25 protein-coding genes and 1 other annotated feature are annotated in these 21,003 nt (G+C 48.8%); of the genes, 16 read left to right on the top strand and 9 right to left on the bottom strand.

The features are described from left to right. The first annotated feature begins 101 nt into the window (after positions 1-101). Positions 102-1,682 carry a peptide chain release factor 3 gene (locus MKY82_RS28930; protein ID WP_071222356.1) on the top strand — a complete coding sequence of 527 codons (1,581 nt, stop codon included), beginning with the start codon at positions 102-104 and terminating at the stop codon, positions 1,680-1,682. 86 nt (positions 1,683-1,768) lie between these two features. Here the strand turns inward: MKY82_RS28930 and sspI are convergent, their stop codons facing one another. Next, on the bottom strand, positions 1,769-2,005 hold the full coding sequence (sspI, locus tag MKY82_RS28925; protein ID WP_071222357.1) for a small acid-soluble spore protein SspI: 237 nt from the start codon (positions 2,003-2,005) through the stop codon (positions 1,769-1,771). 140 nt (positions 2,006-2,145) lie between these two features. Between sspI and MKY82_RS28920 the strand changes: the two genes are divergently transcribed. The 6 genes from MKY82_RS28920 to yunB all read left to right on the top strand — a co-directional run bounded on the left by MKY82_RS28920 (position 2,146) and on the right by yunB (position 6,436). Further along, positions 2,146-2,808 carry a TrkA family potassium uptake protein gene (locus tag MKY82_RS28920; protein WP_194544565.1) on the top strand — a complete coding sequence of 221 codons (663 nt, stop codon included), beginning with the start codon at positions 2,146-2,148 and terminating at the stop codon, positions 2,806-2,808. Positions 2,809-2,882: 74 nt separating this feature from the next. After that, positions 2,883-3,680 (top strand): RNA methyltransferase, encoded by a 798-nt coding sequence (locus MKY82_RS28915; protein ID WP_194544564.1) that lies wholly within the window; start codon positions 2,883-2,885, stop codon positions 3,678-3,680. A gap of 230 nt (positions 3,681-3,910) precedes the next feature. After that, positions 3,911-4,336 carry a DUF1801 domain-containing protein gene (locus tag MKY82_RS28910; protein ID WP_194544563.1) on the top strand — a complete coding sequence of 142 codons (426 nt, stop codon included), beginning with the start codon at positions 3,911-3,913 and terminating at the stop codon, positions 4,334-4,336. A gap of 191 nt (positions 4,337-4,527) precedes the next feature. Continuing rightward, positions 4,528-4,953, top strand: a complete 426-nt coding sequence (locus tag MKY82_RS28905; RefSeq protein ID WP_194544562.1) for an SRPBCC domain-containing protein — start codon at positions 4,528-4,530, stop codon at positions 4,951-4,953. A gap of 3 nt (positions 4,954-4,956) precedes the next feature. Then, positions 4,957-5,301: a metalloregulator ArsR/SmtB family transcription factor gene (locus MKY82_RS28900; protein WP_216530832.1), complete on the top strand. Its 345-nt coding sequence runs from the start codon at positions 4,957-4,959 to the stop codon at positions 5,299-5,301. A 160-nt stretch (positions 5,302-5,461) separates the two neighbouring features. Further along, positions 5,462-6,436, top strand: a complete 975-nt coding sequence (yunB, locus tag MKY82_RS28895) for a sporulation protein YunB (protein ID WP_339294894.1) — start codon at positions 5,462-5,464, stop codon at positions 6,434-6,436. 104 nt (positions 6,437-6,540) lie between these two features. Here yunB and MKY82_RS28890 read toward each other — a convergent pair whose 3' ends face one another. Beyond that, entirely contained in the window at positions 6,541-7,623 is a 1,083-nt protein-coding gene (locus MKY82_RS28890) for a M23 family metallopeptidase (RefSeq protein ID WP_339294893.1), read from the bottom strand. A gap of 222 nt (positions 7,624-7,845) precedes the next feature. Between MKY82_RS28890 and lipA the strand changes: the two genes are divergently transcribed. From lipA to MKY82_RS28870, 4 genes are all read left to right on the top strand, one after another. Beyond that, positions 7,846-8,739, top strand: coding sequence for a lipoyl synthase (lipA, locus tag MKY82_RS28885; RefSeq protein ID WP_339294892.1), 894 nt, complete (start codon positions 7,846-7,848; stop codon positions 8,737-8,739). A gap of 27 nt (positions 8,740-8,766) precedes the next feature. Then, entirely contained in the window at positions 8,767-9,306 is a 540-nt protein-coding gene (locus MKY82_RS28880; RefSeq protein ID WP_339294891.1) for a YutD-like domain-containing protein, read from the top strand. 94 nt (positions 9,307-9,400) lie between these two features. Next, positions 9,401-9,838, top strand: coding sequence for a helix-turn-helix domain-containing protein (locus MKY82_RS28875; protein WP_339294890.1), 438 nt, complete (start codon positions 9,401-9,403; stop codon positions 9,836-9,838). Then, positions 9,808-10,884 carry an IS3 family transposase gene (locus MKY82_RS28870; protein WP_339296728.1) on the top strand — a complete coding sequence of 359 codons (1,077 nt, stop codon included), beginning with the start codon at positions 9,808-9,810 and terminating at the stop codon, positions 10,882-10,884. The genes MKY82_RS28875 and MKY82_RS28870 overlap by 31 nt, the downstream gene beginning before the upstream one ends. 141 nt (positions 10,885-11,025) lie before the next feature. Here the strand turns inward: MKY82_RS28870 and MKY82_RS28865 are convergent, their stop codons facing one another. Further along, positions 11,026-11,829: an NAD kinase gene (locus tag MKY82_RS28865; RefSeq protein ID WP_009591431.1), complete on the bottom strand. Its 804-nt coding sequence runs from the start codon at positions 11,827-11,829 to the stop codon at positions 11,026-11,028. A 64-nt stretch (positions 11,830-11,893) separates the two neighbouring features. After that, entirely contained in the window at positions 11,894-13,123 is a 1,230-nt protein-coding gene (gene ylbJ, locus MKY82_RS28860) for a sporulation integral membrane protein YlbJ (RefSeq protein ID WP_339294889.1), read from the bottom strand. A 408-nt stretch (positions 13,124-13,531) separates the two neighbouring features. On the opposite strand from ylbJ, the gene MKY82_RS28855 reads away from it, so the two are divergent. Both MKY82_RS28855 and MKY82_RS28850 read left to right on the top strand, forming a co-directional pair. Next, entirely contained in the window at positions 13,532-13,909 is a 378-nt protein-coding gene (locus MKY82_RS28855; protein WP_071222368.1) for a globin, read from the top strand. 57 nt (positions 13,910-13,966) lie between these two features. Further along, complete coding sequence (locus MKY82_RS28850) at positions 13,967-14,662, top strand: DUF2225 domain-containing protein (protein WP_339294888.1); 696 nt, start codon at positions 13,967-13,969, stop codon at positions 14,660-14,662. A 78-nt stretch (positions 14,663-14,740) separates the two neighbouring features. Here the strand turns inward: MKY82_RS28850 and MKY82_RS28845 are convergent, their stop codons facing one another. Together MKY82_RS28845 and MKY82_RS28840 are read right to left on the bottom strand one after the other, a co-directional pair. Then, on the bottom strand, positions 14,741-14,971 hold the full coding sequence (locus MKY82_RS28845; protein WP_071222370.1) for a hypothetical protein: 231 nt from the start codon (positions 14,969-14,971) through the stop codon (positions 14,741-14,743). Next, positions 14,968-15,153 (bottom strand): YycC family protein, encoded by a 186-nt coding sequence (locus MKY82_RS28840; protein WP_071222371.1) that lies wholly within the window; start codon positions 15,151-15,153, stop codon positions 14,968-14,970. Before MKY82_RS28840 ends, MKY82_RS28845 begins: the two co-directional genes overlap by 4 nt. A gap of 144 nt (positions 15,154-15,297) precedes the next feature. Between MKY82_RS28840 and MKY82_RS28835 the strand changes: the two genes are divergently transcribed. Together MKY82_RS28835 and MKY82_RS28830 are read left to right on the top strand one after the other, a co-directional pair. Further along, positions 15,298-17,091, top strand: a complete 1,794-nt coding sequence (locus MKY82_RS28835; RefSeq protein ID WP_339294887.1) for a M3 family oligoendopeptidase — start codon at positions 15,298-15,300, stop codon at positions 17,089-17,091. Between the two features lie 287 nt (positions 17,092-17,378). Continuing rightward, positions 17,379-17,783 (top strand): O-methyltransferase, encoded by a 405-nt coding sequence (locus tag MKY82_RS28830; RefSeq protein WP_194544554.1) that lies wholly within the window; start codon positions 17,379-17,381, stop codon positions 17,781-17,783. Positions 17,784-17,876: 93 nt separating this feature from the next. Here MKY82_RS28830 and MKY82_RS28825 read toward each other — a convergent pair whose 3' ends face one another. Next, entirely contained in the window at positions 17,877-18,098 is a 222-nt protein-coding gene (locus MKY82_RS28825) for an alpha/beta-type small acid-soluble spore protein (RefSeq protein WP_007131961.1), read from the bottom strand. A 207-nt stretch (positions 18,099-18,305) separates the two neighbouring features. Further along, complete coding sequence (locus MKY82_RS28820) at positions 18,306-19,298, bottom strand: aldose 1-epimerase (RefSeq protein WP_220683901.1); 993 nt, start codon at positions 19,296-19,298, stop codon at positions 18,306-18,308. Between the two features lie 176 nt (positions 19,299-19,474). Continuing rightward, positions 19,475-19,718 (top strand) — a binding site (T-box leader). A 90-nt stretch (positions 19,719-19,808) separates the two neighbouring features. Here MKY82_RS28820 and trpS point away from each other — a divergent pair. After that, a complete protein-coding gene (gene trpS / locus MKY82_RS28815; RefSeq protein ID WP_071222375.1) occupies positions 19,809-20,795 on the top strand; it encodes a tryptophan--tRNA ligase in 987 nt (328 codons plus the stop codon). A 13-nt stretch (positions 20,796-20,808) separates the two neighbouring features. On the opposite strand, the gene MKY82_RS28810 is transcribed toward trpS, so the two are convergent. Beyond that, positions 20,809-20,976 carry a hypothetical protein gene (locus tag MKY82_RS28810; RefSeq protein ID WP_009592873.1) on the bottom strand — a complete coding sequence of 56 codons (168 nt, stop codon included), beginning with the start codon at positions 20,974-20,976 and terminating at the stop codon, positions 20,809-20,811. Between the last annotated feature and the right edge of the window lie 27 nt (positions 20,977-21,003).

Below are 21,003 nucleotides of genomic sequence, written 5' to 3'. Positions count from 1 at the left end.
GTGTTAAAAATCATCCTCATGCGCATGGCGCATGGGGATGATTTGCGTATAAATTGTGGTACAATGATATACATGACTTTAGTTACGAAGGGATAAGTGAAATGGCAAAGCAAATAGATGAACTGCAGCAGGAAGTGGATAAGCGCCGCACGTTTGCGATTATTTCCCACCCTGACGCCGGTAAAACAACCCTGACCGAGAAGCTGCTCTTGTTTGGGGGCGCCATTCGTCTGGCTGGATCGGTTAAAGCTCGTAAAGCGAGCAAGCATGCAACGAGTGACTGGATGGAGATCGAGAAGCAGCGGGGAATCTCGGTTACCTCGTCTGTTATGCAATTTGATTATTTAGGGCATCGGATTAATATATTGGATACGCCGGGTCACCAAGACTTCAGTGAGGATACCTATCGTACGCTGACCGCCGCTGACAGCGCCGTCATGTTGATTGACGTAGCCAAAGGGGTCGAGGCCCAGACCATCAAGCTGTTTCAGGTTTGTGCGAAGCGGGGCATTCCGATCTTTACCTTTATCAACAAACTCGACCGCGAAGGGCGCAGCCCGTTTGATCTGATGGAGGAGCTTGAGCAGGTTCTCGGCATCCGCTCCGTACCGATGAATTGGCCGATCGGCTCCGGGCGTGACCTGTGCGGCGTGTACGACCGGGTTAAAAATCAGGTTGAATTGTTCCAGGGCGACGACCATTCCACGATTAAGGTACAGAAGGTCGAAGGCTATGAGGATCCGATCATTCGCGAGATGGCAGGCGATTACCTGCATGATCAGTTATGTCAAGACCTCGAGCTGCTGGATGTTGCCGGAGACCAATTTGATCTGGAAAAAGTTATGCAGGGTCAGCTAACGCCTGTATTTTTCGGCAGTGCGATCAACAATTTCGGCGTTCAGACCTTCCTGGAGAACTTTCTTCAGCTTGCGCCGAAGCCGGAGCCGCGCCGCAGTACGGAGGGTGTGGTGGAACCAACCGATGAGAAGTTCTCCGGATACGTATTTAAGATTCAAGCCAATATGAATCCGGCTCACCGGGATCGTATCGCTTTCCTGCGCATCGTATCGGGCAAGTTCGAACGCGGTATGAGCGTGAAGCATGTTCGGGTAGGCAAGGAAATCAAGCTGGCGCAGCCGCAGCAGTTTTTGGCGCAGGATCGAGATATTGTGCAGGAGGCATACCCTGGCGATATTATCGGTCTGTTTGACCCGGGCATTTTCCGGATTGGGGACTCACTCAGTCAAGGTCGTGAAGTTGTATTCGATGAGCTTCCAACATTCTCACCGGAAATTTTTGCGAAAGTAACGGTGAAGAACGCATTGAAACATAAGCAGTATCAGAAGGGGATTGATCAGCTGACGGAAGAGGGCACCATTCAGGTATTCCGCACCGTGAGTTTTGACGAGACCATTCTCGGGGTTGTCGGACAGCTCCAGTTCGAAGTCTTCGAGTACCGGATGAAGGGAGAATACGGCGTTGATGTCCAGCTTCAACGCATGCCGTATCAGTTCGCCCGCTGGATTGTGGACGACAATATTGATCCGTCCAAGTTCCGGATAAACTCAACGCTGGTCAAAGACAAGAAGGATAACTATGTTGTCTTGTTCGAAAATGAGTATGCGATGAGAACCGCCATCGACAAGAATCCAACCGCCCAGTTTCTTGAGACCGCTCCGTAAGTGATGTTATATAAATATGCAGCAAAAAGGAACAATCCCCCAGCCTTTACAGCTTAGGGGATTGTTCCTTTTTGTTGACCATGGGATTATCCTTGAAGGTTGCCGGGCGTAACGGTTTTTAGATGATCATGGAGGGAAGAGACAAGACTGTTCTGCTGGGTAGCATCCATGTCTTTCCACATCATTTCAAACATTACACCGAGTCCCGGCAGGGCAGCTTCAGGCCCGTCAACGGAACCCTCGATCATGGAGCGCAGCTCTTCTTCGTCCTGATTGTGGACTTTATGAATGACGGCCTGCCTTAGATCTAACAATATGGACATGGACATGTTCCTCCTTGTTATGAAAGGGTCATTGTGTAATGTGCCCGTTCCGGGGCAGTTACATTCAAGTATTCGGGACAGTATGATATACTATTACCATTATGATTATGGATGACCTAGGCTCGTGGGGGGATATATAAATGGCTAAGAAGCAGTACGCAGTAATCGGTATGGGGCGTTTTGGCACGAGTGTTGCTAAGGAATTGAGCAGCATGGGATTTGATGTATTAGCCGTAGACGCGAGCGAACAGCGCATTCAGGAAATCGCGAGTATGGTCACGCATGCCGTATCGGCGGATTCGACCGATGAAGAAGCGCTTCGGGCGCTGGGCATACGGAATTTTGATGTGGTTGTCGTGGCGATCGGGGAGGATATTCAATCCAGCATTTTGACTACGCTGATCTTGAAGGATCTTGGCGTACCGGCCATTATCGTGAAGGCGAAGAATGAGCTGCACGGAAAAGTGCTGAACAAAATCGGTGCGGACAAGGTGATTTTCCCTGAACGGGATATGGGGCTGCGGGTTGCCCATCATCTGGTGTCACCGAATATTTTGGATTATATCGATTTGTCGGACGACTACAGCATTATGGAGATGCTTGCTACAGGAGATCTGGTCGGTCACAATCTGATAGAACTGGATATTCGGGCACGATTCGGCTGCAATGTCATGGCGATTCGAAGAGATGAGGATATGAACATTTCTCCAAGTCCGGATGACCGGATTGAGGAAGGCGATATTCTCATTATTGTGGGGCACAAGAATAACTTAACGAAGATGGAGCTTGCTTATCCGAAGTAAACTGTCCGCAAGCGGGTATGCTGGGTTGAGTGGGACTCGGTTTTATATATAAGTAAAGAACGGATGGATGAACCATGGAGATACTATCGCCGCAGAATGCCAGAGTGAAGGGCTGGGCACAGCTTCAGGAGAAAAAACATCGAGACAAGCAGAACAAGTATGTGGTGGAAGGCATTCATCTCGTACAGGAAGCCCTGTCATCCGGAGTGGACATCGAGTGTGTTGCGTATGATGTGGAGAAGGGCATTCCCCAGGAACTTCGTCATATATCGGATACAGGACAAGGTGCTGAATGGATTGGCGTATCTCATGCCGTCATCTCGAAGGTCAGTGATACACCGTCACCGCAGCAGGTGTTTGCCGTGGTCCGCAAAGAAGCACGTCAATGGCAGGACCTGATCCTGCGCGAGAACGGTTTGGTCATCGTTCTGGACGGTCTTCAGGACCCGGGGAATGTAGGAACCATCATACGAAGCGCAGATGCCGTAGGGGCTGCTGGCGTGGTTCTGGGACGCGGCTGCGCGGATTTGTACAACCCCAAGACGCTGCGCTCTACCATGGGATCCCTGTTTCACTTACCGGTGCTGGAGGGCGATCTGCTAAGCATTTTGCCGGAAGCCAGAGAACGGGGGGCCCGATTGGTGACAACCCTGCTGGAAGGGAAACATTCCTGCTTCGAGTATGATTTCAAAGGGACAAGCTGGATCGTGATTGGGAGCGAAGGGCGCGGTGTCTCACCTGAGGTTGCGGAACTCGTGGACGATGCGATCCGTATTCCCATGCCGGGAAAAGCCGAATCGTTGAACGCGGCTATGGCAGCGTCGGTGCTGATGTACGAGGCTTTACGGCAAAGAGAATATACAGGTCAATAAAGACCGGAGCGGCTCCTCGACAAAGCTGGAAGTGATTAGAAATCAATGGCTAATCATCTCCGGCTTTTTTTATTTATGAGATAAGTAGCATTAGAGGCTTACCTCCTTATATTGCAAGAAAGCTTCCGCTAAATACGGTCTGTTTTCTAACAAGTACGTCGATGACGTTTTTCTTATTTTTAATAAGGCTGGTCATAATAACAGGAGTATTCGAAAGGAGTCAAACCCTAATGTACGAGCAAAAAACAAAAGAAACGGATCACAGCGTGGTGGAGTTTATAGAGCAAGTGGATTCGCCGAAAAAACGGGAGGATGCTTATCGTTTGCTGGAGATTTTTGAGGAGACGAGCGGTTTTCCGGCTAAGATGTGGGGCCCCAGCATCATCGGTTTCGGCTCCTACCATTACCGCTACGCTACCGGGCACGAAGGCGATGCGCCGTTGGTAGGTTTCTCGCCGCGCAAGGCGAAGATCAGCCTGTATTTTGCGCCGGGCGATGAGAAGCGGGAGGAGCTGTTGCCGAGTTTCGGTAAACATACGGCCGGGAAAGGCTGCGTGTATATTAATAAAGTGGCAGATATTGATGTGGAGGTCCTAAAGCAGCTGATTCGCGAATCGATTGCCTTCTTGAACAAGACCTACCCGGCTCAGTCCTAGCGAGCTCTAGGCCATGAGAAGTTGGCAAGCTGCCTGGTTTACAAGGCTTTAAGGGAGGCTGGACAATAGGGTGCGCTGATTGGGTAACAGGTGAATATTGTTATTTGACGTAAAACCATTTGGTGTCCTATAATGCAATAAGGGAAACTAAATGGTTTCATAATATTAAACATGAGTGAGGTTTATGTGATATGGACAACGCATCAAACGGCAAGCTGCCGGATATTCGTCATACGCTGGTGCTGAAAGCACCCATCGAGAAGGTGTGGAAAGCCGTGGCAACGGCTGAAGGAATTTCAGCCTGGTTTATGCCTAACAATTTTGAGCCGGTGGAGGGCTTTGAGTTTCAATTGAATGCAGGCCCTTTCGGCAATTCACCATGCAAGGTCACGCTTATTGACGAGCCCAACCGCTTGTCTTTTAACTGGGGCAAGGATTGGAGTGTTACGTTCGAACTGGTACAGCAGGGAGATCATACGGAATTTACGCTCATTCACGGCGGATGGACAGCGGATCAAGTGACCGAGTTCGGGGAAGCACACGATATCGTGCGGGGGCGTATGGACAACGGCTGGGCAGGCATTGTTCAGAAGCTTGCGGGATACGTTGAGGCCTAATCCATGTCGCAAGCCGCTCCGAAGCATGATGTTTATCAAGCTATCGCAGATCCTACACGCCGTAAGCTGCTTGGCTTGTTAAGTGATAAGGAAATGCCGGTTAAAGAAATTACAGGGCACTTCTCCATGACGCGGACTGCCGTTTCCAAGCATCTCCGAATTCTGGGGGAAGCGGGCCTTGTGCAGGACCGCAAGGTTGGACGCGAAACGCGCTATCGGCTGGATGCCGAACCGCTTAAGGAATTAAAGGATTGGCTGGCTTATTTCGACCGCTTCTGGGAGAATAAACTGTCGATGCTGAAATATTATGTGGAGGATCAAGAAGACAATCCAAAGGACGACAAGTAGATCCTCTTTGCAGTCTTTCTTGAAATTGAATATCCATAAGGAAGAAGGGCGAGGATCCCATCCTTGCTCTTCTTTTTTGCCGTTTGTCCGCATACCCTCTATACAGGAGAGCTTGCCATGGTAAACATGCTCCTCGGGGCGTAAATAGGGGGGACCAAGCATGAGACGAAAGAGATGGGGAAGCAGGCGTTTGGCCTTTCCGTCGCTGTCGTGGCCTAAACCAAGGAGAGCTTATAAACCACCGCGCAGAGGCTTTCGGCCCGTACCGCAGAGCCGAGGGCGTCCTCAGGCTGCCAAAAGACGAAGCACGAAAAAATGGTGGCTGATCGGCGCTCTGCTCCTTGTGTTTGGGATCGTTGAGTTTTTTATGTATATTGAGCAGAATCTGCGGCCGCCGATCATGCATTTAGCCCAAATCAGGGTTAAACAGATTGCCACTGAAGCCATCAATAAAGCGATCACCTCTCAGGTCACGCAGGGCAAGGATTTCGATAATCTGGTCAACTGGAAAACGGACAGCTCGGGCAAAGTGACGGGATTCATGCTGAATTATGCCGAGCATTTAAAAATCACCTCCCATACAACGGAGGTTGTTCAGAGCACACTGGACGATATTCATAAGCGTAAGGAGCAAATTCCCTTGGGACAGGTGCTGAAAAGCCCGATTATCGCTTCATTCGGTCCGCAAATTCCTTTGAAGATCGAACCGCAGGGAGCGGTGAAGGTTCAACTGGATACCAGGCAGCAGGGTGCTGGCATTAATATGATTTTGGTGGAGGTATTCGTCCACATCGTAACAGAGGTAGCGGTTGTCGTTCCTTTTGACATGGAGCCGCAGATTGTGGAAACCGATATTCCCATTTCTTATCTGCTCGTGGTCGGCGACGTGCCAATGTATTATTATGACGGGCAAGGAAAGGCCGTCGGCGAGAATAAGGCGAGCGCGCCGAGCATAGCGATACCGCCTCCCGTTACCAATGAGAATAGCCATAATACGGAGCAGGAAATCCCGCCTGTTACTCCGCCGGTAACAACGCCGACGAATCCTCCAGATGGAACAACGACACCTATGGAACCTTTACCTGGTGGAGCAGACTTATCCGGGCAGACGGGAGATAACAACACTGGAGGCTAAGAGCGCTGATTCATTACTTTGGCGCCAGCATATGGAAGCACGCCATGATTCACTTCGCAGTAATGGATGTCCTTAACGGAGAAAACGCGCCCCCTGGGTTGAACTCAGGAGCGCGTTTTTTTCTTCGAGCGTTTTTCTTCCATTTCCCAGTGCTTCAGCAGCGGGTAAGGATCGAATGCCCATTCGGTCAATCCGGTGTCCCGGTAGATGCCGTAATGGAGGTGTGGAGGGAACTTGCCTTGGGTTCCCGGCTTGCCATAACCGGAGCTCCCAACCCAGCCAAGGGTTTGACCCGGCTTAACGACATCCCCGAGCGAGATTCCTTTGTCAAAGCCTTGCAGATGGGCGTAATAGTGGTAATGATTGTTCAAATCACGGATGCCGATGCGCCACCCGCCATATTTATTCCAGCCCTTGATTTCGACAACGCCGTAACAGGTGCTTCGAACGGGGACTCCGTATGAGGCAAACAAATCCGTTCCCTCGTGAACCCTTCTGCCTCCCCAGTTGCGTCCCATGCCAAATGTGCTTCGGTAGGAATAGTTGCTTTTGACCGGGAGAGGAAATGCATGGTCAAACAAGTCCAGCTTTCCAAAGGTCTCGTACATTTTGGCGTATTGCATGACGCGCTGAACAGCCCGCGTATTCTGGTAGTATGACCAGAGTCCGATGCTGAAGTCATCGGCAGCATGACCGTAGGGGGCGAGCCTTGCCGCAATAGTATATAGCAGGTCGATATCATTATTCGGATCCGCCTTGCCATCTCCATCCCCATCCAGTCCGATGCCGGAAAACACGTTGATCGACGTCGGATTTACATCTTCCTGATTGGGATTTAACGCCCCGGCCCATCTTGTGGAGGGGATGAAGATTCCGAGCGTCCGGTCCGGATGTTTGCGATCCTTGGGGTGGACTCTAGTTAGTGTCCGTTCATACTGGTCAATGGCAGCCAGGCGATACCAAGGAATTTGGGTAACGGTGGAAATCTCATCATATAACGACTTCCGGTCTGCAAAAATGGCGTTAACATCCGATGTTTTCACCGTATCGTCAGCGGTGCTGACCGCAACAGAGGCGGATGCGGACACAGGCCCGCACATGCAGCAGGCAGCTGTCAAGGCAGCCACAGCTGCAGCAGTGCAGCGAATCATAATACCGCTTGCGCTCAATGGTTGGAAAATCCTCAATGTGTCCTTCTCCTTCCTTTTGGATTGTCATAATTAAGGACGGACAGTCATGCCTACACTGTAGGGTGAATCGAAACAAGGATTTTTATCCATGCCGCAACTAGATTAATCTCATATCGATGCGAAACAAGTAATATGATGGTTTTCATGATATAATATGGGACAGCAAACGATGGGGTATGTCTTGAGTTACATCAATAAATTCGAAAGAAGGTTTTTTCTTTGTCTAAAACCAAACAGCCAAAACCTGACTGGATTCGAATCAAGCTGACTACTGGCGATAATTATAAAGAAATCAAAAGCATGATGCGATCCAAGACACTGCACACGGTGTGTGAAGAGGCTCGCTGTCCGAATATTTATGAATGCTGGGCTAACCGTACGGCAACCTTCATGATCCTGGGTGATATTTGTACCCGCGCCTGCCGATTCTGCGCTGTCAACACGGGTCTTCCAACGGAACTGGATCTTCAGGAGCCGGAACGCGTAGCGGAAGCGGCGGAACAGATGAACCTGCGTCACTGCGTAGTAACAAGCGTAGCACGGGATGATCTGAAAGATGGCGGGGCCTACATATTCGCTGAAACGGTTAAAGCCATTCGCAGACGTCTGCCGCTATGCTCGGTGGAAGTGCTGATTCCGGATTTTATGGGCAGCGAAGAAGCGCTTAAGATCGTAATGGATGTGAAGCCGGACATTCTGAACCATAACATTGAGACGGTCGAGCGAATGTCGGATCGGGTACGTGCCAAGGCCAAGTACACCCGTTCCTTGCAATTGCTGAAGAATGCCAAGGCGATGCAGCCAGATATTCCGACCAAATCCAGCATAATGCTAGGTGTCGGCGAACAATGGCATGAGATTCTGGAAGCGATGGACGACCTGCGTTCGGTGGGTTGCGATATCATGACGATCGGCCAATATTTGCAGCCTTCGCCAAAGCATATGAATGTTGAAAAATACTATACGCCGGAGGAGTTTGCGATCTTGAAGGAAGAGGGAATGAAGCGAGGATTCAGCCACGTGGAGTCCGGTCCTCTGGTGCGCAGCTCCTATCATGCACACGAGCAAGTGAAATCTGCAGAACGCAACAAGGAAGAGACCGTGCAGTCTTAACCTTTGGAAAGGCAGGGGAAGCTTTCAATGATCGTTATCGGAAACAAAAGTTATGAAGTGTTAAAGGACCATCGAAACGGCTGGAATCTGGAAGCTTTCCGGGAGCGGTACAGCGAGGTGCTGGACCGTTATGACTACATCGTGGGAGACTGGGGTTACAATCAGCTTCGGCTTAAAGGTTTCTATCGGGATAATCATCCTAAAGCTGCCAAGGACTCTACCTTCTCCAGCATGTCTGATTACATTAACGAATACTGCAATTTTGGTTGTGCTCACTTCGTGCTTCAGAAAACCAAGGAGCAGAAGGATAGCAAAGACCATGCCAATTCCAAAGACCCTGTGGAGATTCGTGAATCATCCCCCAAGGAAACCCAGGGTGAGGGGGAAGCGAAGGGAAGCAAGGAAGCCCAGCAGGAGGGCACCAAACCGGGCAAGGAACACAAGGACCAACGCGAGCGGCGCGAAGCGAAGGAATCCAGACGCGAGCCACGCGATCCTAAGGAATCCAAAGAGAAGGACGCAAAGCCTTCCAAGGAGCCTAATCTTTCGGCTGAACAGCCGCAATAAAAAAGAACGGTCACCAGTAATGTGATATGCTCCCATCATAGTAGACAGTAGAAAAAATGAAATTCTACTTCTACCTATGATGGGAGTTTTTGTAATGTCCAAAAGAAGCCCGATTTCATATGAAATCAAGATTCAGGTTGTGAGGCGTTGCTTGCAACATGAATCCAATCCTAACCATGAGGCAAAACAACTGGGGGTCCATAAAAACACGGTTAATGATTGGATAAGGAAATACAAAGTAGATGGAGAAGAAGGATTAAGAGAATCCAGGGGATGGAAATCCTACTCCAAGGAGCTAAAACTATCTGCCATTCAAGATGTACGCTCTGGAGAATACTCTGTACGAGCGGTGGTGAAAAAGTACCATATTTCAAGTAAATCTGTGTTAGAGAGCTGGATTTCCAAGTATACTGAAGGGGTGAAAATGAAACCAACTCGGAAAAGGATTGAACCCCCTCATATGAATAAAGGGCGGAAAACGACTTACGAAGAACGTATTAAATTGTACAATTCACCATCGCCCATGATTTAGATTACCAGAAAGCCATCGACAAGTACGGGGTCTCTTACCAGCAAGTGTACGCATGGGTTCGTAAATATCAAGCGAGTGGTCATGGAGCCTTAAAAGACCTCCGAGGTCGTAAAAAGCCGCTAGAAGAGCTAGACGAACAGGAACGGTTAAAGCTTCGGATCAAGGAACTCGAGGCACGAAATGAGCATTTAGAAATGGAGAATGCACTCGCAAAAAAAGTTGACAGAGATCCGGCGAAGAAATACACGTTAACCCTTGTTCGGCATGCAGACATTTATCAAGCGATTACAGAACTGCATGCCGAGAAGGGATATGCGATCACCAAGCTCTGTGAGCTAGCAGGAATCGCCCGATCTGCCTATTATAAGTGGCTGAAATGGATCCCATCCGTCAGGGAACTTGAAAATCTTGCACTAGCCAAGGAAGTCAAGCATCGCTATAACAAACGAAACGGGATACTCGGTTATCGCATAAGGGCAGTGATTCGCAAAAAACGGCCAAATTACATGAAAGCTCCAGCCCAACATATCGCTGAGAATGTCATGAACCGAAAATTCCAAGCGGAGGTCCCCAACCAAAAGTGGTGCACCGATGTAACAGAGCTAAAGCACGGAAATGGCCGCAAGGCCTACCTGAGTGCCATTATTGATGGATATGACAACTCTGTTGTTTCATGGGTGTTCAGCCATTCCAATAACAATGAGCTTGTCATGAATACGGTAAAGAAAGCATATAAAAGAAATCCGAATGCTACGCCGCTCTTGCACAGTGATCGCGGCTTTCAATATACTTCGCTGGAATACAGACAACTTCAAAAGAGATACAAGTTTACAAAAAGTATGTCTCGTGTAAGCCGGTGTTTGGACAACCAACCCATTGAACGATTCTGGGGTACCTTAAAAGCAGAAAGCTATTATCTGGAGAAGTACGATACGTATGACAGTCTCCTTCGTAGTGTAAGAGCTTATATCTATTATTACAATAATTTTCGATACACCGAACGACTAAACGGCTTATCCCCTAACGAATATCGACGAGCAGCTTAACTAAGAAAAATAATCCCCTCAGTCTTGATAACCGAAGGGATATTGAATGCTAATGATTTTGTTTTTTTAGTCTGTCTACTTGACAGGGAGCACTTCAATGCTGGTGGCCGTTCTTTTGTTAGGTAGTCGTTCTTCTTAATATTAGCCAAGAAATGCATCACGGACACGATTCCAGAACGGGAACGGCCGATAGCGTGCAAAACTGACCTGCTGTTCCGCCACTTGACAGCGCACGGATACGAGGTCGTCAATCGAGATATTCACATGATCGATGGTAAGCAGCAAACGCTGTTCTTTACGCGAGAATATATCACAATGATGATGCTTAGGCAGGAGCAGCGGTGAGCCCAGCGTACGGAAAATCCGATTGTTAATCGAGGCGATTTCCGCGATCTGCAGAGCATCGATGGAAGGATGCACCATCGCTCCGCCGACACTTTTGTTATAAGCCGTGCTGCCGGATGGCGTGGACACGCAAATCCCGTCTCCCCTGAACATCTCAAAGGTTACGTCGTTGATGTCAATCTGCGCGACAACGGTACCGTCAACGCCTTTAAGCGTGAATTCGTTTAAAGCAATGTAAGAGGACGTTCCTGATTTCTTATGAATTTCCAGTTGAACCAGGGGGTACTTGACGAGGCGCGGCTTCACGTTGCCGTGTTCGCCTTCCCCGCTCATATGATCAATTAGCTCTGTCAGTTCATCGGCCTTCCAATCAGCATAGAATCCCAAGTGGCCCGTGTGGACACCGACAAAAGCGAGGTCAGGAATACGGTCTATAAAAGTATGGAAAGCATGCAGCATCGTACCGTCTCCGCCGATCGAGACCACAATCTCCGGAGATTCTGCATCCAGCACAAACCCCCGCTGTTCCGCCAGCTTGTGAAATTGCTGGGTCAGCTCGACAGACAATGGGTCACCGCGGTCCAGAACATAATATCTCAAGTTGATAAGCTCCTTTGTAAGGTTATATAAAGATGATAATCAATCTTGGAGAAGAACACAATGTTCACCTTGGGAATTTGCGGATTTTCTGCTGCAGTCCTCGAATGATCTGAATAAACAACGCAACCGTAATCAGGAAACCGAGCAGGATGCAGAAAGCCGCCATAATATGGGTATACCCGTTTAGGGCGGAATCCGAAACAGCCGGAAGGGCCATGGTCGGTATCGAAGATCCCATGACACTTCTCCACAACAGCAATACAGCGACCGCGGCAATCACACCATGAATCAGTCTTGCAATGACAAAAGGGAAATACCTGAGGTTGGTAGAGTTCAGGATGCTAATGATCTGGGCATGAACGGACAAACCGCCCCATGACAATATAAAGGCAGCCGCGGCCGCTTTGTATGGCAATGGAATTGCAGCCCCTGCTTCCCCGGCATATCGGGCACCAAGTGTGACCTCAAACAATCCGCCTACGATGGCAGTGGATAAGGATTCAGGCATCCCAACCAGAGATAACAGCAAACTGATGGCTTCAGTTAGCGCAGGCATAACGCCGGCGCGGGTCCAGAGTTCAAGAAACACGGAGAAGAAAACCACAAGCCCGCCGACGACGATAATGAGCTGAAGCGATGATTGTATCGCTTGTCTTAACAGGGTGCCGAGGTCCCGGCCATCCTGCTCACGCGCCGCATGCATGGCATGGAGGGCGGACTTGAGTCTGCTTGTATTAGCCTGCGACAGGCGGAGTGAATCGGTTGCTGTTTTGGATTCATGCCTGCCATGAAATCTCATAATCAGCCCCACAAGGAAACCTCCGCCATAATGGGACAAGGCAAGGATCAAACCGATCTTGGGGTCATGAAAGAAGCCGATGGAGACGGCACCAATTAGAAATATAGGGTCAGAAGAGGTGGTGAAAGCGACAAGTCGCTCACCTTCCTCCCGATTTACCATTTTTTGTTCCCATAGCTTGGCGGTTAATTTGGCACCGACCGGGTATCCTGAAACATATCCCATTGCTGCAACGAATCCTCCGGCCCCCGGAATACGAAATAACGGTCTCATCATAGGGTCCAGGAGCGTGCCAATCAGGTGGACTACACCGAACCCCAGCAGCACCTCGGAAATAACAAAGAACGGGAACAGGGAAGGGAACAGCACGTCCCACCATATCGAAAGGCCACGGAGTGCGGATTGAAGCGCCGCTTCGGGAAATAAAGCCATTAGGACAATTACGCTGAGCAGTGCCGTCACGAGCAAGAGCCAGCCCATTTTTTTCATGGTCATAATAAGAAATACGCCCCCTGGCATCGATGTGAATGATGGAAATATAGGTCCGTTGTTAAAAATCTATGCAAGATATAGGACAAACAGTATAAAAAACATGAGAAAGCGGTTACAATTGTGCTTTATTTTCGGGGATCTTGTGCTATAATAAAAACATCAAAGCACATCTTTCGTATTATGTTTGGATGGAGTGATGATCATGAGCATAGTCGCAGGTATCCTAGTATGCGCCTTCGTTTATGTTATACGTGCTTCTCTCGTCCAGAGTGAAGAGGACTGGCGCAGTTATTAATAAGTTCTAAAAGGTGCTAACCATTGCTTAGCGCCTTTTTTTGTCGTTTTTTTGGTATAATGGATAGGTACATCCAATCGAAAGCGTAACATAAAACAGATGGGAGATTAGCGGATATGAATCCGAACTTAAGCATCTATGATAACCTCGGGGGTGCCGAGGGTGTACGTTCGCTCGTCGAAGCTTTTTATCCGAGAGTGCAGCAAAATGAGCTGCTTTCGCCATTGTTTCCGGAAGATATTATGCCGGTGATGGAGAAGCAATATATGTTCTTGAGCCAGTTTTTTGGAGGGCCAGCCTTGTTCTCGGAAGCATTCGGACATCCGATGATGCGGGCCAGGCACATGAAATTCCCGATTACGGATCGCCATGCCGAAGAATGGCTTGGCTGCATGGCAGGAGCCCTAATCGAAATTGGCGTGGAGGATGAATTACGTGATTTTGTGCTGCAGCGTCTGTCCGGCCCCGCCCACCATTTCGTGAACACTCCTTAGTTCCAAAGACCTATTTCGAAACAGGAATTAGACACGAATGAAGGGATGGCGAATGGCGTGAAATTGGAACCCTTGTATTCCATCAAGGTGGTTTGCGCGCACTGTGAGCATGAATATGAAACATCCAGGGTAAGACCCAGCTTTAAAAAGGCATACCGTACAGATACGGATTTTTGCGCTTATTATAAATCGGAGAATCCCGATTTTTACGTGGTGCGGATCTGTCCTGAATGCGGTTTTGCCTCCACGGAAAATTCGACCCTGAAATTGAACGAACGGCAGAAGGCGCTCTTTCACGAGCAAGTCGGATGCCGCTGGGAGAAGAGGGATATGGGCGGCTCGCGCAATCTGGAGGATGCTCTGGAGTCGTACAAGCTGGCTCTCCTCTGCGCCCAAGTCATCGGGGAGCGGGATCGCATTGTGGCCAGCCTGCTGCATCATATCGCTTGGCTGTACCGGTATCAGGGCAACGAGGATCAAGAGAAGCGGTTCTTGAGTTATAGCCTGGAATCCTATGTTCGAGTGTTCGAGCTGGAAGGGGTAGGGGCGAATGATGCTAGGCTGCTGTATCTGATCGGAGAGATCCACCGCAGGCTGGGACAGTTTCAGGAGGCGGTTCAATGGTTCTCCAGAGTGGTCCAGGATGACAAGATTATGGACGCCGCGATGATACGCGCATCCAGAGAGCAATGGAAGCTGATATCCGAGCAGATACGGGAGCAGAAGAACGAGGCACTTAAGGTAGAGTCATAATGCAAATAGCCCGCTGAAGGGTGGGTCAGCAGGCTGTTGGACTAACACGAATAGCTAAACTCATGCTCTGCGGCGAAATCAGCGTAATCGCTGATCCGTGAGCAAGTAGTCGATGTCGCTGTCCAGCACGGTTACTTTGTTGTGGCAGCAGGGGAAGATCAGCAGCTTCTTTTTCCCTTCCCTTACGCTTATCAGCTCTTTGGGTTTCATCGGCAGCAATACATTGTCGGTTCCGCAGAATGGGCAGCTGTGTACATATACGTCGTTTCCGACGACATCATAGGGCCAAGTATTGGAAAAAGGAATCATGAGTTCTCCGATGATGGTGACTCATCGTCTTTTTTCGTTGCTTTCGCTTCTTCATTCTTGGCAAGCTCGGCAATTTTCTGCATTAATATATGCTGAGGCATGTGCATCAGCTGTTCCAGCGGAACGCCCAGCTGCTTGGACAGTGTAACCGCCGTCTCCGGTGATATTTGCAAAGGTCTCATGGCTTCTAGCTCCTCCAGCAGTAAATTGGTTGTAACAGGGATAACATAAATTGAGTTATATATAGTTATACACTTTTCCCTAAGTCCACACAAATGGTATTCCGCTTGAAATCATATTTTATTTCGAAAGGTGATGAATGTTCAATGGCACTTCAACAAACTTGGGATTTGGAATCGATATTTCCCGGAGGCTCTTCTTCACCGCAGCTCGTGAGCTTTCTTGAGACACTTGAGCAGGATGTACATAATCTTCAGCAAGCCGTTAAAGCACTGACCGTTCCGGATACCATGGAGGGCGCAGCAAGCCTTGAACGCTTCCTTGAGCAGTTTCAGAGTGCCTATGCCCGCATCCGTGAAGTCTCTGCATTCGTGGGCTGCCTGACCGCGCAGAATGTGAATGACAAGAAGGCGGTTCAATTATCCGGACGGGTAACGTCGTTGTCCGCGACCCTGCAATCGATTAAGAACCAATTCGATAACGTTCTCCGTGGTATGAATGACGAACTCTGGACGGCTTGGACCGGTACGGATAAGGTGTCCGAGCTTGATTTCGTATTGAACGAAAGCCGTAATCTCGCCAAAGACAAGATGAGTCCCGAGTTAGAGAGCCTGGCTCTATCGCTTGGCGTAGACGGTTATCATGGATGGGGAGAGTTCTACGATACCATCGTTAAGAAAATCCAAATCCCCTATGAGGAAGACGGTAAGACGGTCATGCTGTCCGCAGGACAGGCATTCAATAAAATGCATGATCCTCGCCGGGAAGTACGCCAATCCATGTTTGAAAAGTGGGAGCAGGCATGGGGAGACTCCGCTGATTACTGTGCGGATACCCTTAACCATTTATCCGGCTACCGCCTGAAGCTGTACGAGAACCGCGGCTGGGAGGATGTCTTGAAGGAGCCGCTCGCGATTGGCCGCATGAGCCGTGAGACCCTGGATACCATGTGGGCGGTCATCCAAGACACGAAGTCGGTGCTTGTGGAATACCTGAACCGCAAAGCGAAGCTGCTTGGTCTGGAAGGTTTGTCTTGGACTGATGTAGATGCCCCGCTGCGCACTTCCGCAACCAAAATCTCCTATGACGATGCAGCTGTTAACATTGTGGAGCAATTCCGCAAGTTCAGCCCGAGATTAGCGGATTTCTCGCAAATGGCGTTCGACAAGAGCTGGATTGAGGTGGAGGATCGTCCCGGCAAGCGCCCTGGCGGTTTCTGTACCTCCTTCCCGGCAAGCGGCCAGACCCGAATCTTCATGACGTTTGGCGGAACGGCCTCGAACGTTTCGACCCTGGCTCATGAGCTCGGCCATGCCTACCATCAGCATCTGATGGGCGGAATTCCGGTGCTTAACCAAAAATATGCAATGAATGTTGCCGAGACGGCATCTACATTTGCCGAAATGATTGTTTTTGATGCGATGGTGAAGGGAGCCGGCAGCGAAGAAGAAAAGCTGGCCCTGCTGGAAGAGAAAATTCAGAACAGCGTAGCCTTCTTTATGAATATTCATGCACGCTTCTTGTTCGAAACCCGCTTCTATGACAAGCGGAAAAGCGGTCTGCTCAGCAGCGAGGAAATATCGGAATTGATGGTGGAAGCGCAGAAGGAAGCCTATTGTGATGCTCTGACATCATACCATCCGCATTTCTGGGCATCCAAGCTTCATTTCTATATTACCGGGACGCCGTTCTATAATTTCCCGTACACCTTCGGTTATATGTTCAGTACGGGCCTCTATGTTCGGGCATTGGAAGAAGGTCCGAGCTTTGCGGACAAATATGATGCACTTCTTCGCGACACCGGCGTGATGTCCGTGGAGGATCTGGCGAAGAAACACCTGAATGTGGATCTGACCCAGCGCGATTTCTGGCAAAGTGCAGCAGATTCCTGCGTATCCGACATTAGACAATTCCTGCAAATGACGGAGCATATGGCGTGATTTGTTGATTATCATCGGAATAACAGATAAGAATTTCCTTGGAGGACGTTTTCCTCTTAATACATGCAATTTCCAACCTATGGAGGAGCCCGATTCGGGCTTCTTTTTTTGTCGTAAAAGAATGAAAGTTGACGCAAAAAAGGAGCCGAAACCTAAATTATTTGTGCAATTTTAGTAATAAATACCCAAATGTGTTGAATATTGTTGATACATTGAATCCTTTACCCTATAATGAGTCATAAGCCCTAATAATAGGGAGGATTTACTAATAAAGGAGGGGAGAAGAGATGGTAAAACTAGATCAATTATCACTGGCTAGACAATTGGACATCGTTTTTAAAGAGCTGGAAGAAGAGTTGGGAGGTCTTAGTTCAGGGACAGTATTTGTACAAATACGAAATAATGTAATTGGTAAATTTGGCATACGGCACAATCCATTGGCTGGGCGTAACGGAGTCATAGCTCCACTTGAGGAGGGGCTAAGTGAAGCTCAACAATTCTCTTTTCGTACGATGGCGCTTGAAAGTCTGAAACATAAACGCCACTGGACACACGGCGAAATCAGTTATGAATTTATGGTACGACAAGGCATTGTAATTGTAGATGCTGTCCTTGAATCCAACTATAACATGGCAAACTTGATGATTCGGTACCCTCGGAATACATATGCCGAAGCTGCTTCGGAATCCTGAAATCATTTATCATATAGAACATATAACGAAAGAGGCGATCTTTGGGGAGAAGATCGCCTCTTTCTAATTACGGCTGGAGGGAAGAGATGCGAATTACAGGTTCGAACGACCCGATAATTGCTGCTCAGCCAATTGAACCAGACGTTTGGTGATGTAACCTCCCAAAGAACCTGTTTCACGGGAAGTATAGTTACCCATGTAACCGTCTTGTGGAAGCGTCACACCCAGTTCTTGAGCAGCTTCTACTTTCAATTGTTGAAGAGCTGCAGTTGCTTGAGGTACGACAAGATTGTTAGAAGAACGACCTTGAGCCATGTCATGTCACCTCCTTTGATGTTGTATGTGGATATTATGACTGAATCCTAGGAATCTCATTCGTGCTGGAGGCAGATCATTGGCTGGTAAAATTATCCGAATGAAATTGTCGTGTATCTAGACAAACAAGAGCAGCCCTTTGAAACAAAGGGCTGCTCTTGTTGAAACATTAAGTATATGAAGATCTTATGGTTCACCGGGGATTTGCTATTCCCCTTGCTCCGCCTCCGGTGTTGTTTTTTGGATGCTGATCTGGGTATTCAGGTTCACGGTCTGCCCCGGTTCCAGATGAATCAGACCGGTTTCTTCATTCGGCAGATTTAAATTGGGCGCGTTCGGAAGCCAGGTATACGGCTCGATGCAAAGGAAGTCCTCTGCGACGCCTTTCGTATAGAGCACCCAGTGCTTGAAAAAGGCGCGGTCAGCCGAATAATGAATTTGATAACCATCATCCCGTTGAAGCATGGCTTCAGCCGGTTTGCCCTCTGGAATTTTTAATATCGTATCCAGGTCGGCTTCCTTCAGGTTTAGTCCAGAATTCAGTTGTTTCAGATGGCCAAGCGGTGAAAAATCTCCGGTTGGGATCAGTTCATTATTCAAGGTATAAATACCCTCTACAGGCAGATCCAGCGTCCAGCGATGCGGCTCGCCATCAAGCAGGAACCACGTATGGTAACCCATGCCGAACGGGACAGGGCTGGAACCCAGATTCGTTACACGAAGACTCTGCGATAAGCGGGCCCCCTGAAGACGGAAGGTCATTTCCAGCTTCAGCGGTACTGGGAATTGGGCGATCCATTTCGGATCATCCGATGATATGAACTCTGTCGAAACGGCGCACCCATCATCATCTTCCTCTATGTCGCTGACACACCAAGCCTGTGATCGGTGGAGACCGTGGATATGATTGTCGTTCGCGGTATTTTGATCAAATTGATACGATGTTCCGCCGTACTCAAACTGGCCTTTGGAAATCCGGCCTGGCGGAATGAGCATCGGGATGCCGAAGTGATAGGGCTTCTGAAGATAGAAGGCAAGCTCACTTTCATCTGGTTTTCGAAGGATTTCGCGTGAATTTTCAAGGTCTTTAATTCCAATGACATTGTTACCTAGACGAGGAAGGAGAGTCACTTCAAGACGGCCGCTGTTTAAAATATAGGTGTCGTAACCATTCCACTGGCCTTTGGTCACTTGATTCATATCGATGCTCCTTTACTAACAGAAATCATGGTCTGGACGATTAACCACATCATAACAGATTTTTACGGAAAGGGTAAAAGAAATGCTTCAAAACATCGGACGACTTGATTCCAAAATGGAATTGACAAGGGAGAGCAAGAGTTTTATCATTGCATGTAATAGTGATCCAAAATGATTGAAACACGATGACAAGGACAAGTAAGCAGGTGCGGCCCATCCTTCAGAAAGCCGGTGGTTGATGTGAACCGGTGGATCCGCTTTGCTGAATGGACCTTTGAGTGCCAGGCTGAACAGGGATTATACTGATATTCCTTAATATGCCGGCCGGGTATTCTCCGTTACAAGAATGGAAGGCTGCAGCTTAAGTATTAGAGTTTACTGCAGCGAATTAGGGTGGCACCACGGTCTCACGTCCCTTGCGGATGTGAGGCCTTTTTGCGTTCATATATAATTCCTTGAGCGGGGCAGACTTTGGATTAAAGAATATTGTAAATAAATGGAGGGCTAGTCATGAAAACTGTATTATCGGGAATTCAGCCGAGTGGCAATTTGACACTGGGCAACTACATCGGAGCCATTAAAAATTTCGTTAAGCTCCAAGATGAGCATGATTGTTACTTTATGGTCGTCGATCTGCATGCCATTACGGTACCGCAGGAGCCAAGTTCGCTTAGAGATCGCTCCGAATCGGTTGCGGCACTGTACGTTGCAGCCGGAATCGACCCGAATCGTGCTAATATTTTTCTTCAATCCCATGTTCCTCAGCATGCCGAGCTGGGATGGATCATGACAACGATGGTCAATATGGGCGAATTGGAACGAATGACACAATTTAAGGACAAATCGGAGGGTAAAGATTCCGTAGGAGCCGGTTTGTTTGTCTATCCAGCGCTCATGGCTGCAGACATATTGCTGTATAATGCCAATCTGGTACCGGTAGGGGATGACCAGAAGCAGCATTTGGAAATCACGCGCGATTTAGCTGCACGGTTCAACCATCGGTTTGGTTCCTACTTCAATATGCCGGAACCGTTCATTCCGGAGGTAGGCGCACGAATTATGTCGCTGGACGATGCTTCTAAAAAGATGAGTAAAAGTAATCCGGTTGAGGGCAGTTATATTGCGATGCTGGACACGCCGGATCAAATACGCAAGAAAATCAGCCGGGCTACAACGGACTCCGGGGCCGAAGTGGTCTATGATCCGTCCGCTAAACCAGAGGTTAGCAATCTGATGAGCATTTATTCCGAGTGCGCTGGAGTATCCCTGCAGGAAGTACAGGCGCGTTTTGAAGGAAAGATGTACGGGGCATTCAAGAAGGAGCTTGGCGAAGTTGTAGTAGCCGCTCTGGAACCACTTCAAAACAGATACTACGAAATTCGCCAAACCGGTGAGATCCATGACATTCTGGCCAAGGGAGCAGAGCAGGCACAGAAGACTGCGGCTCAAATACTGGATGGCGTCAAGGACAAGATGGGCTTTCTGGCTCGTAAATAAGCAGGGTGCTTCCTTAAGAAGGCTTGCGTTTGGATTTGATGATGAATCCCCAGCCTATATTGAGAATGGAGAGTAGAGCGAGACCGACGGCCAGAAATCCGTTGTAGCTGATGGAGATGGCCGAAGCGGTCAGCAGGACGATCGAAGAGACCGCAAACCATAGGGATAAGCCTTTACTCATATGAAAAAAACCTCCAAAGATAAAAAT

The sequence above is a fragment of the Paenibacillus sp. FSL W7-1279 genome, assembly GCF_037969845.1.
Taxonomy (GTDB): Bacteria; Bacillota; Bacilli; order Paenibacillales; family Paenibacillaceae; genus Paenibacillus_AQ.
Note: the sequence above shows the minus strand (reverse complement) of the source record. Positions and strands in the feature narration are given on the sequence as shown.

Excerpts from the sequence above, each read along its gene's own strand:
- MKY82_RS28930 (WP_071222356.1), top strand. The coding sequence starts at position 102 with ATGGCAAAGCAAATAGATGAACTGCAGCAGGAAGTGGATAAGCGCCGC.
- sspI (WP_071222357.1), bottom strand. The coding sequence starts at position 2,005 with ATGTCCATATTGTTAGATCTAAGGCAGGCCGTCATTCATAAAGTCCAC.
- MKY82_RS28920 (WP_194544565.1), top strand. The coding sequence starts at position 2,146 with ATGGCTAAGAAGCAGTACGCAGTAATCGGTATGGGGCGTTTTGGCACG.
- MKY82_RS28915 (WP_194544564.1), top strand. The coding sequence starts at position 2,883 with ATGGAGATACTATCGCCGCAGAATGCCAGAGTGAAGGGCTGGGCACAG.
- MKY82_RS28910 (WP_194544563.1), top strand. The coding sequence starts at position 3,911 with ATGTACGAGCAAAAAACAAAAGAAACGGATCACAGCGTGGTGGAGTTT.
- MKY82_RS28905 (WP_194544562.1), top strand. The coding sequence starts at position 4,528 with ATGGACAACGCATCAAACGGCAAGCTGCCGGATATTCGTCATACGCTG.
- MKY82_RS28900 (WP_216530832.1), top strand. The coding sequence starts at position 4,957 with ATGTCGCAAGCCGCTCCGAAGCATGATGTTTATCAAGCTATCGCAGAT.
- yunB (WP_339294894.1), top strand. The coding sequence starts at position 5,462 with ATGAGACGAAAGAGATGGGGAAGCAGGCGTTTGGCCTTTCCGTCGCTG.
- MKY82_RS28880 (WP_339294891.1), top strand. The coding sequence starts at position 8,767 with ATGATCGTTATCGGAAACAAAAGTTATGAAGTGTTAAAGGACCATCGA.
- MKY82_RS28875 (WP_339294890.1), top strand. The coding sequence starts at position 9,401 with ATGTCCAAAAGAAGCCCGATTTCATATGAAATCAAGATTCAGGTTGTG.
- ylbJ (WP_339294889.1), bottom strand. The coding sequence starts at position 13,123 with ATGACCATGAAAAAAATGGGCTGGCTCTTGCTCGTGACGGCACTGCTC.
- MKY82_RS28855 (WP_071222368.1), top strand. The coding sequence starts at position 13,532 with ATGAATCCGAACTTAAGCATCTATGATAACCTCGGGGGTGCCGAGGGT.
- MKY82_RS28845 (WP_071222370.1), bottom strand. The coding sequence starts at position 14,971 with ATGATTCCTTTTTCCAATACTTGGCCCTATGATGTCGTCGGAAACGAC.
- MKY82_RS28840 (WP_071222371.1), bottom strand. The coding sequence starts at position 15,153 with ATGAGACCTTTGCAAATATCACCGGAGACGGCGGTTACACTGTCCAAG.
- MKY82_RS28835 (WP_339294887.1), top strand. The coding sequence starts at position 15,298 with ATGGCACTTCAACAAACTTGGGATTTGGAATCGATATTTCCCGGAGGC.
- MKY82_RS28830 (WP_194544554.1), top strand. The coding sequence starts at position 17,379 with ATGGTAAAACTAGATCAATTATCACTGGCTAGACAATTGGACATCGTT.
- MKY82_RS28825 (WP_007131961.1), bottom strand. The coding sequence starts at position 18,098 with ATGGCTCAAGGTCGTTCTTCTAACAATCTTGTCGTACCTCAAGCAACT.
- MKY82_RS28820 (WP_220683901.1), bottom strand. The coding sequence starts at position 19,298 with ATGAATCAAGTGACCAAAGGCCAGTGGAATGGTTACGACACCTATATT.
- trpS (WP_071222375.1), top strand. The coding sequence starts at position 19,809 with ATGAAAACTGTATTATCGGGAATTCAGCCGAGTGGCAATTTGACACTG.
- MKY82_RS28810 (WP_009592873.1), bottom strand. The coding sequence starts at position 20,976 with ATGAGTAAAGGCTTATCCCTATGGTTTGCGGTCTCTTCGATCGTCCTG.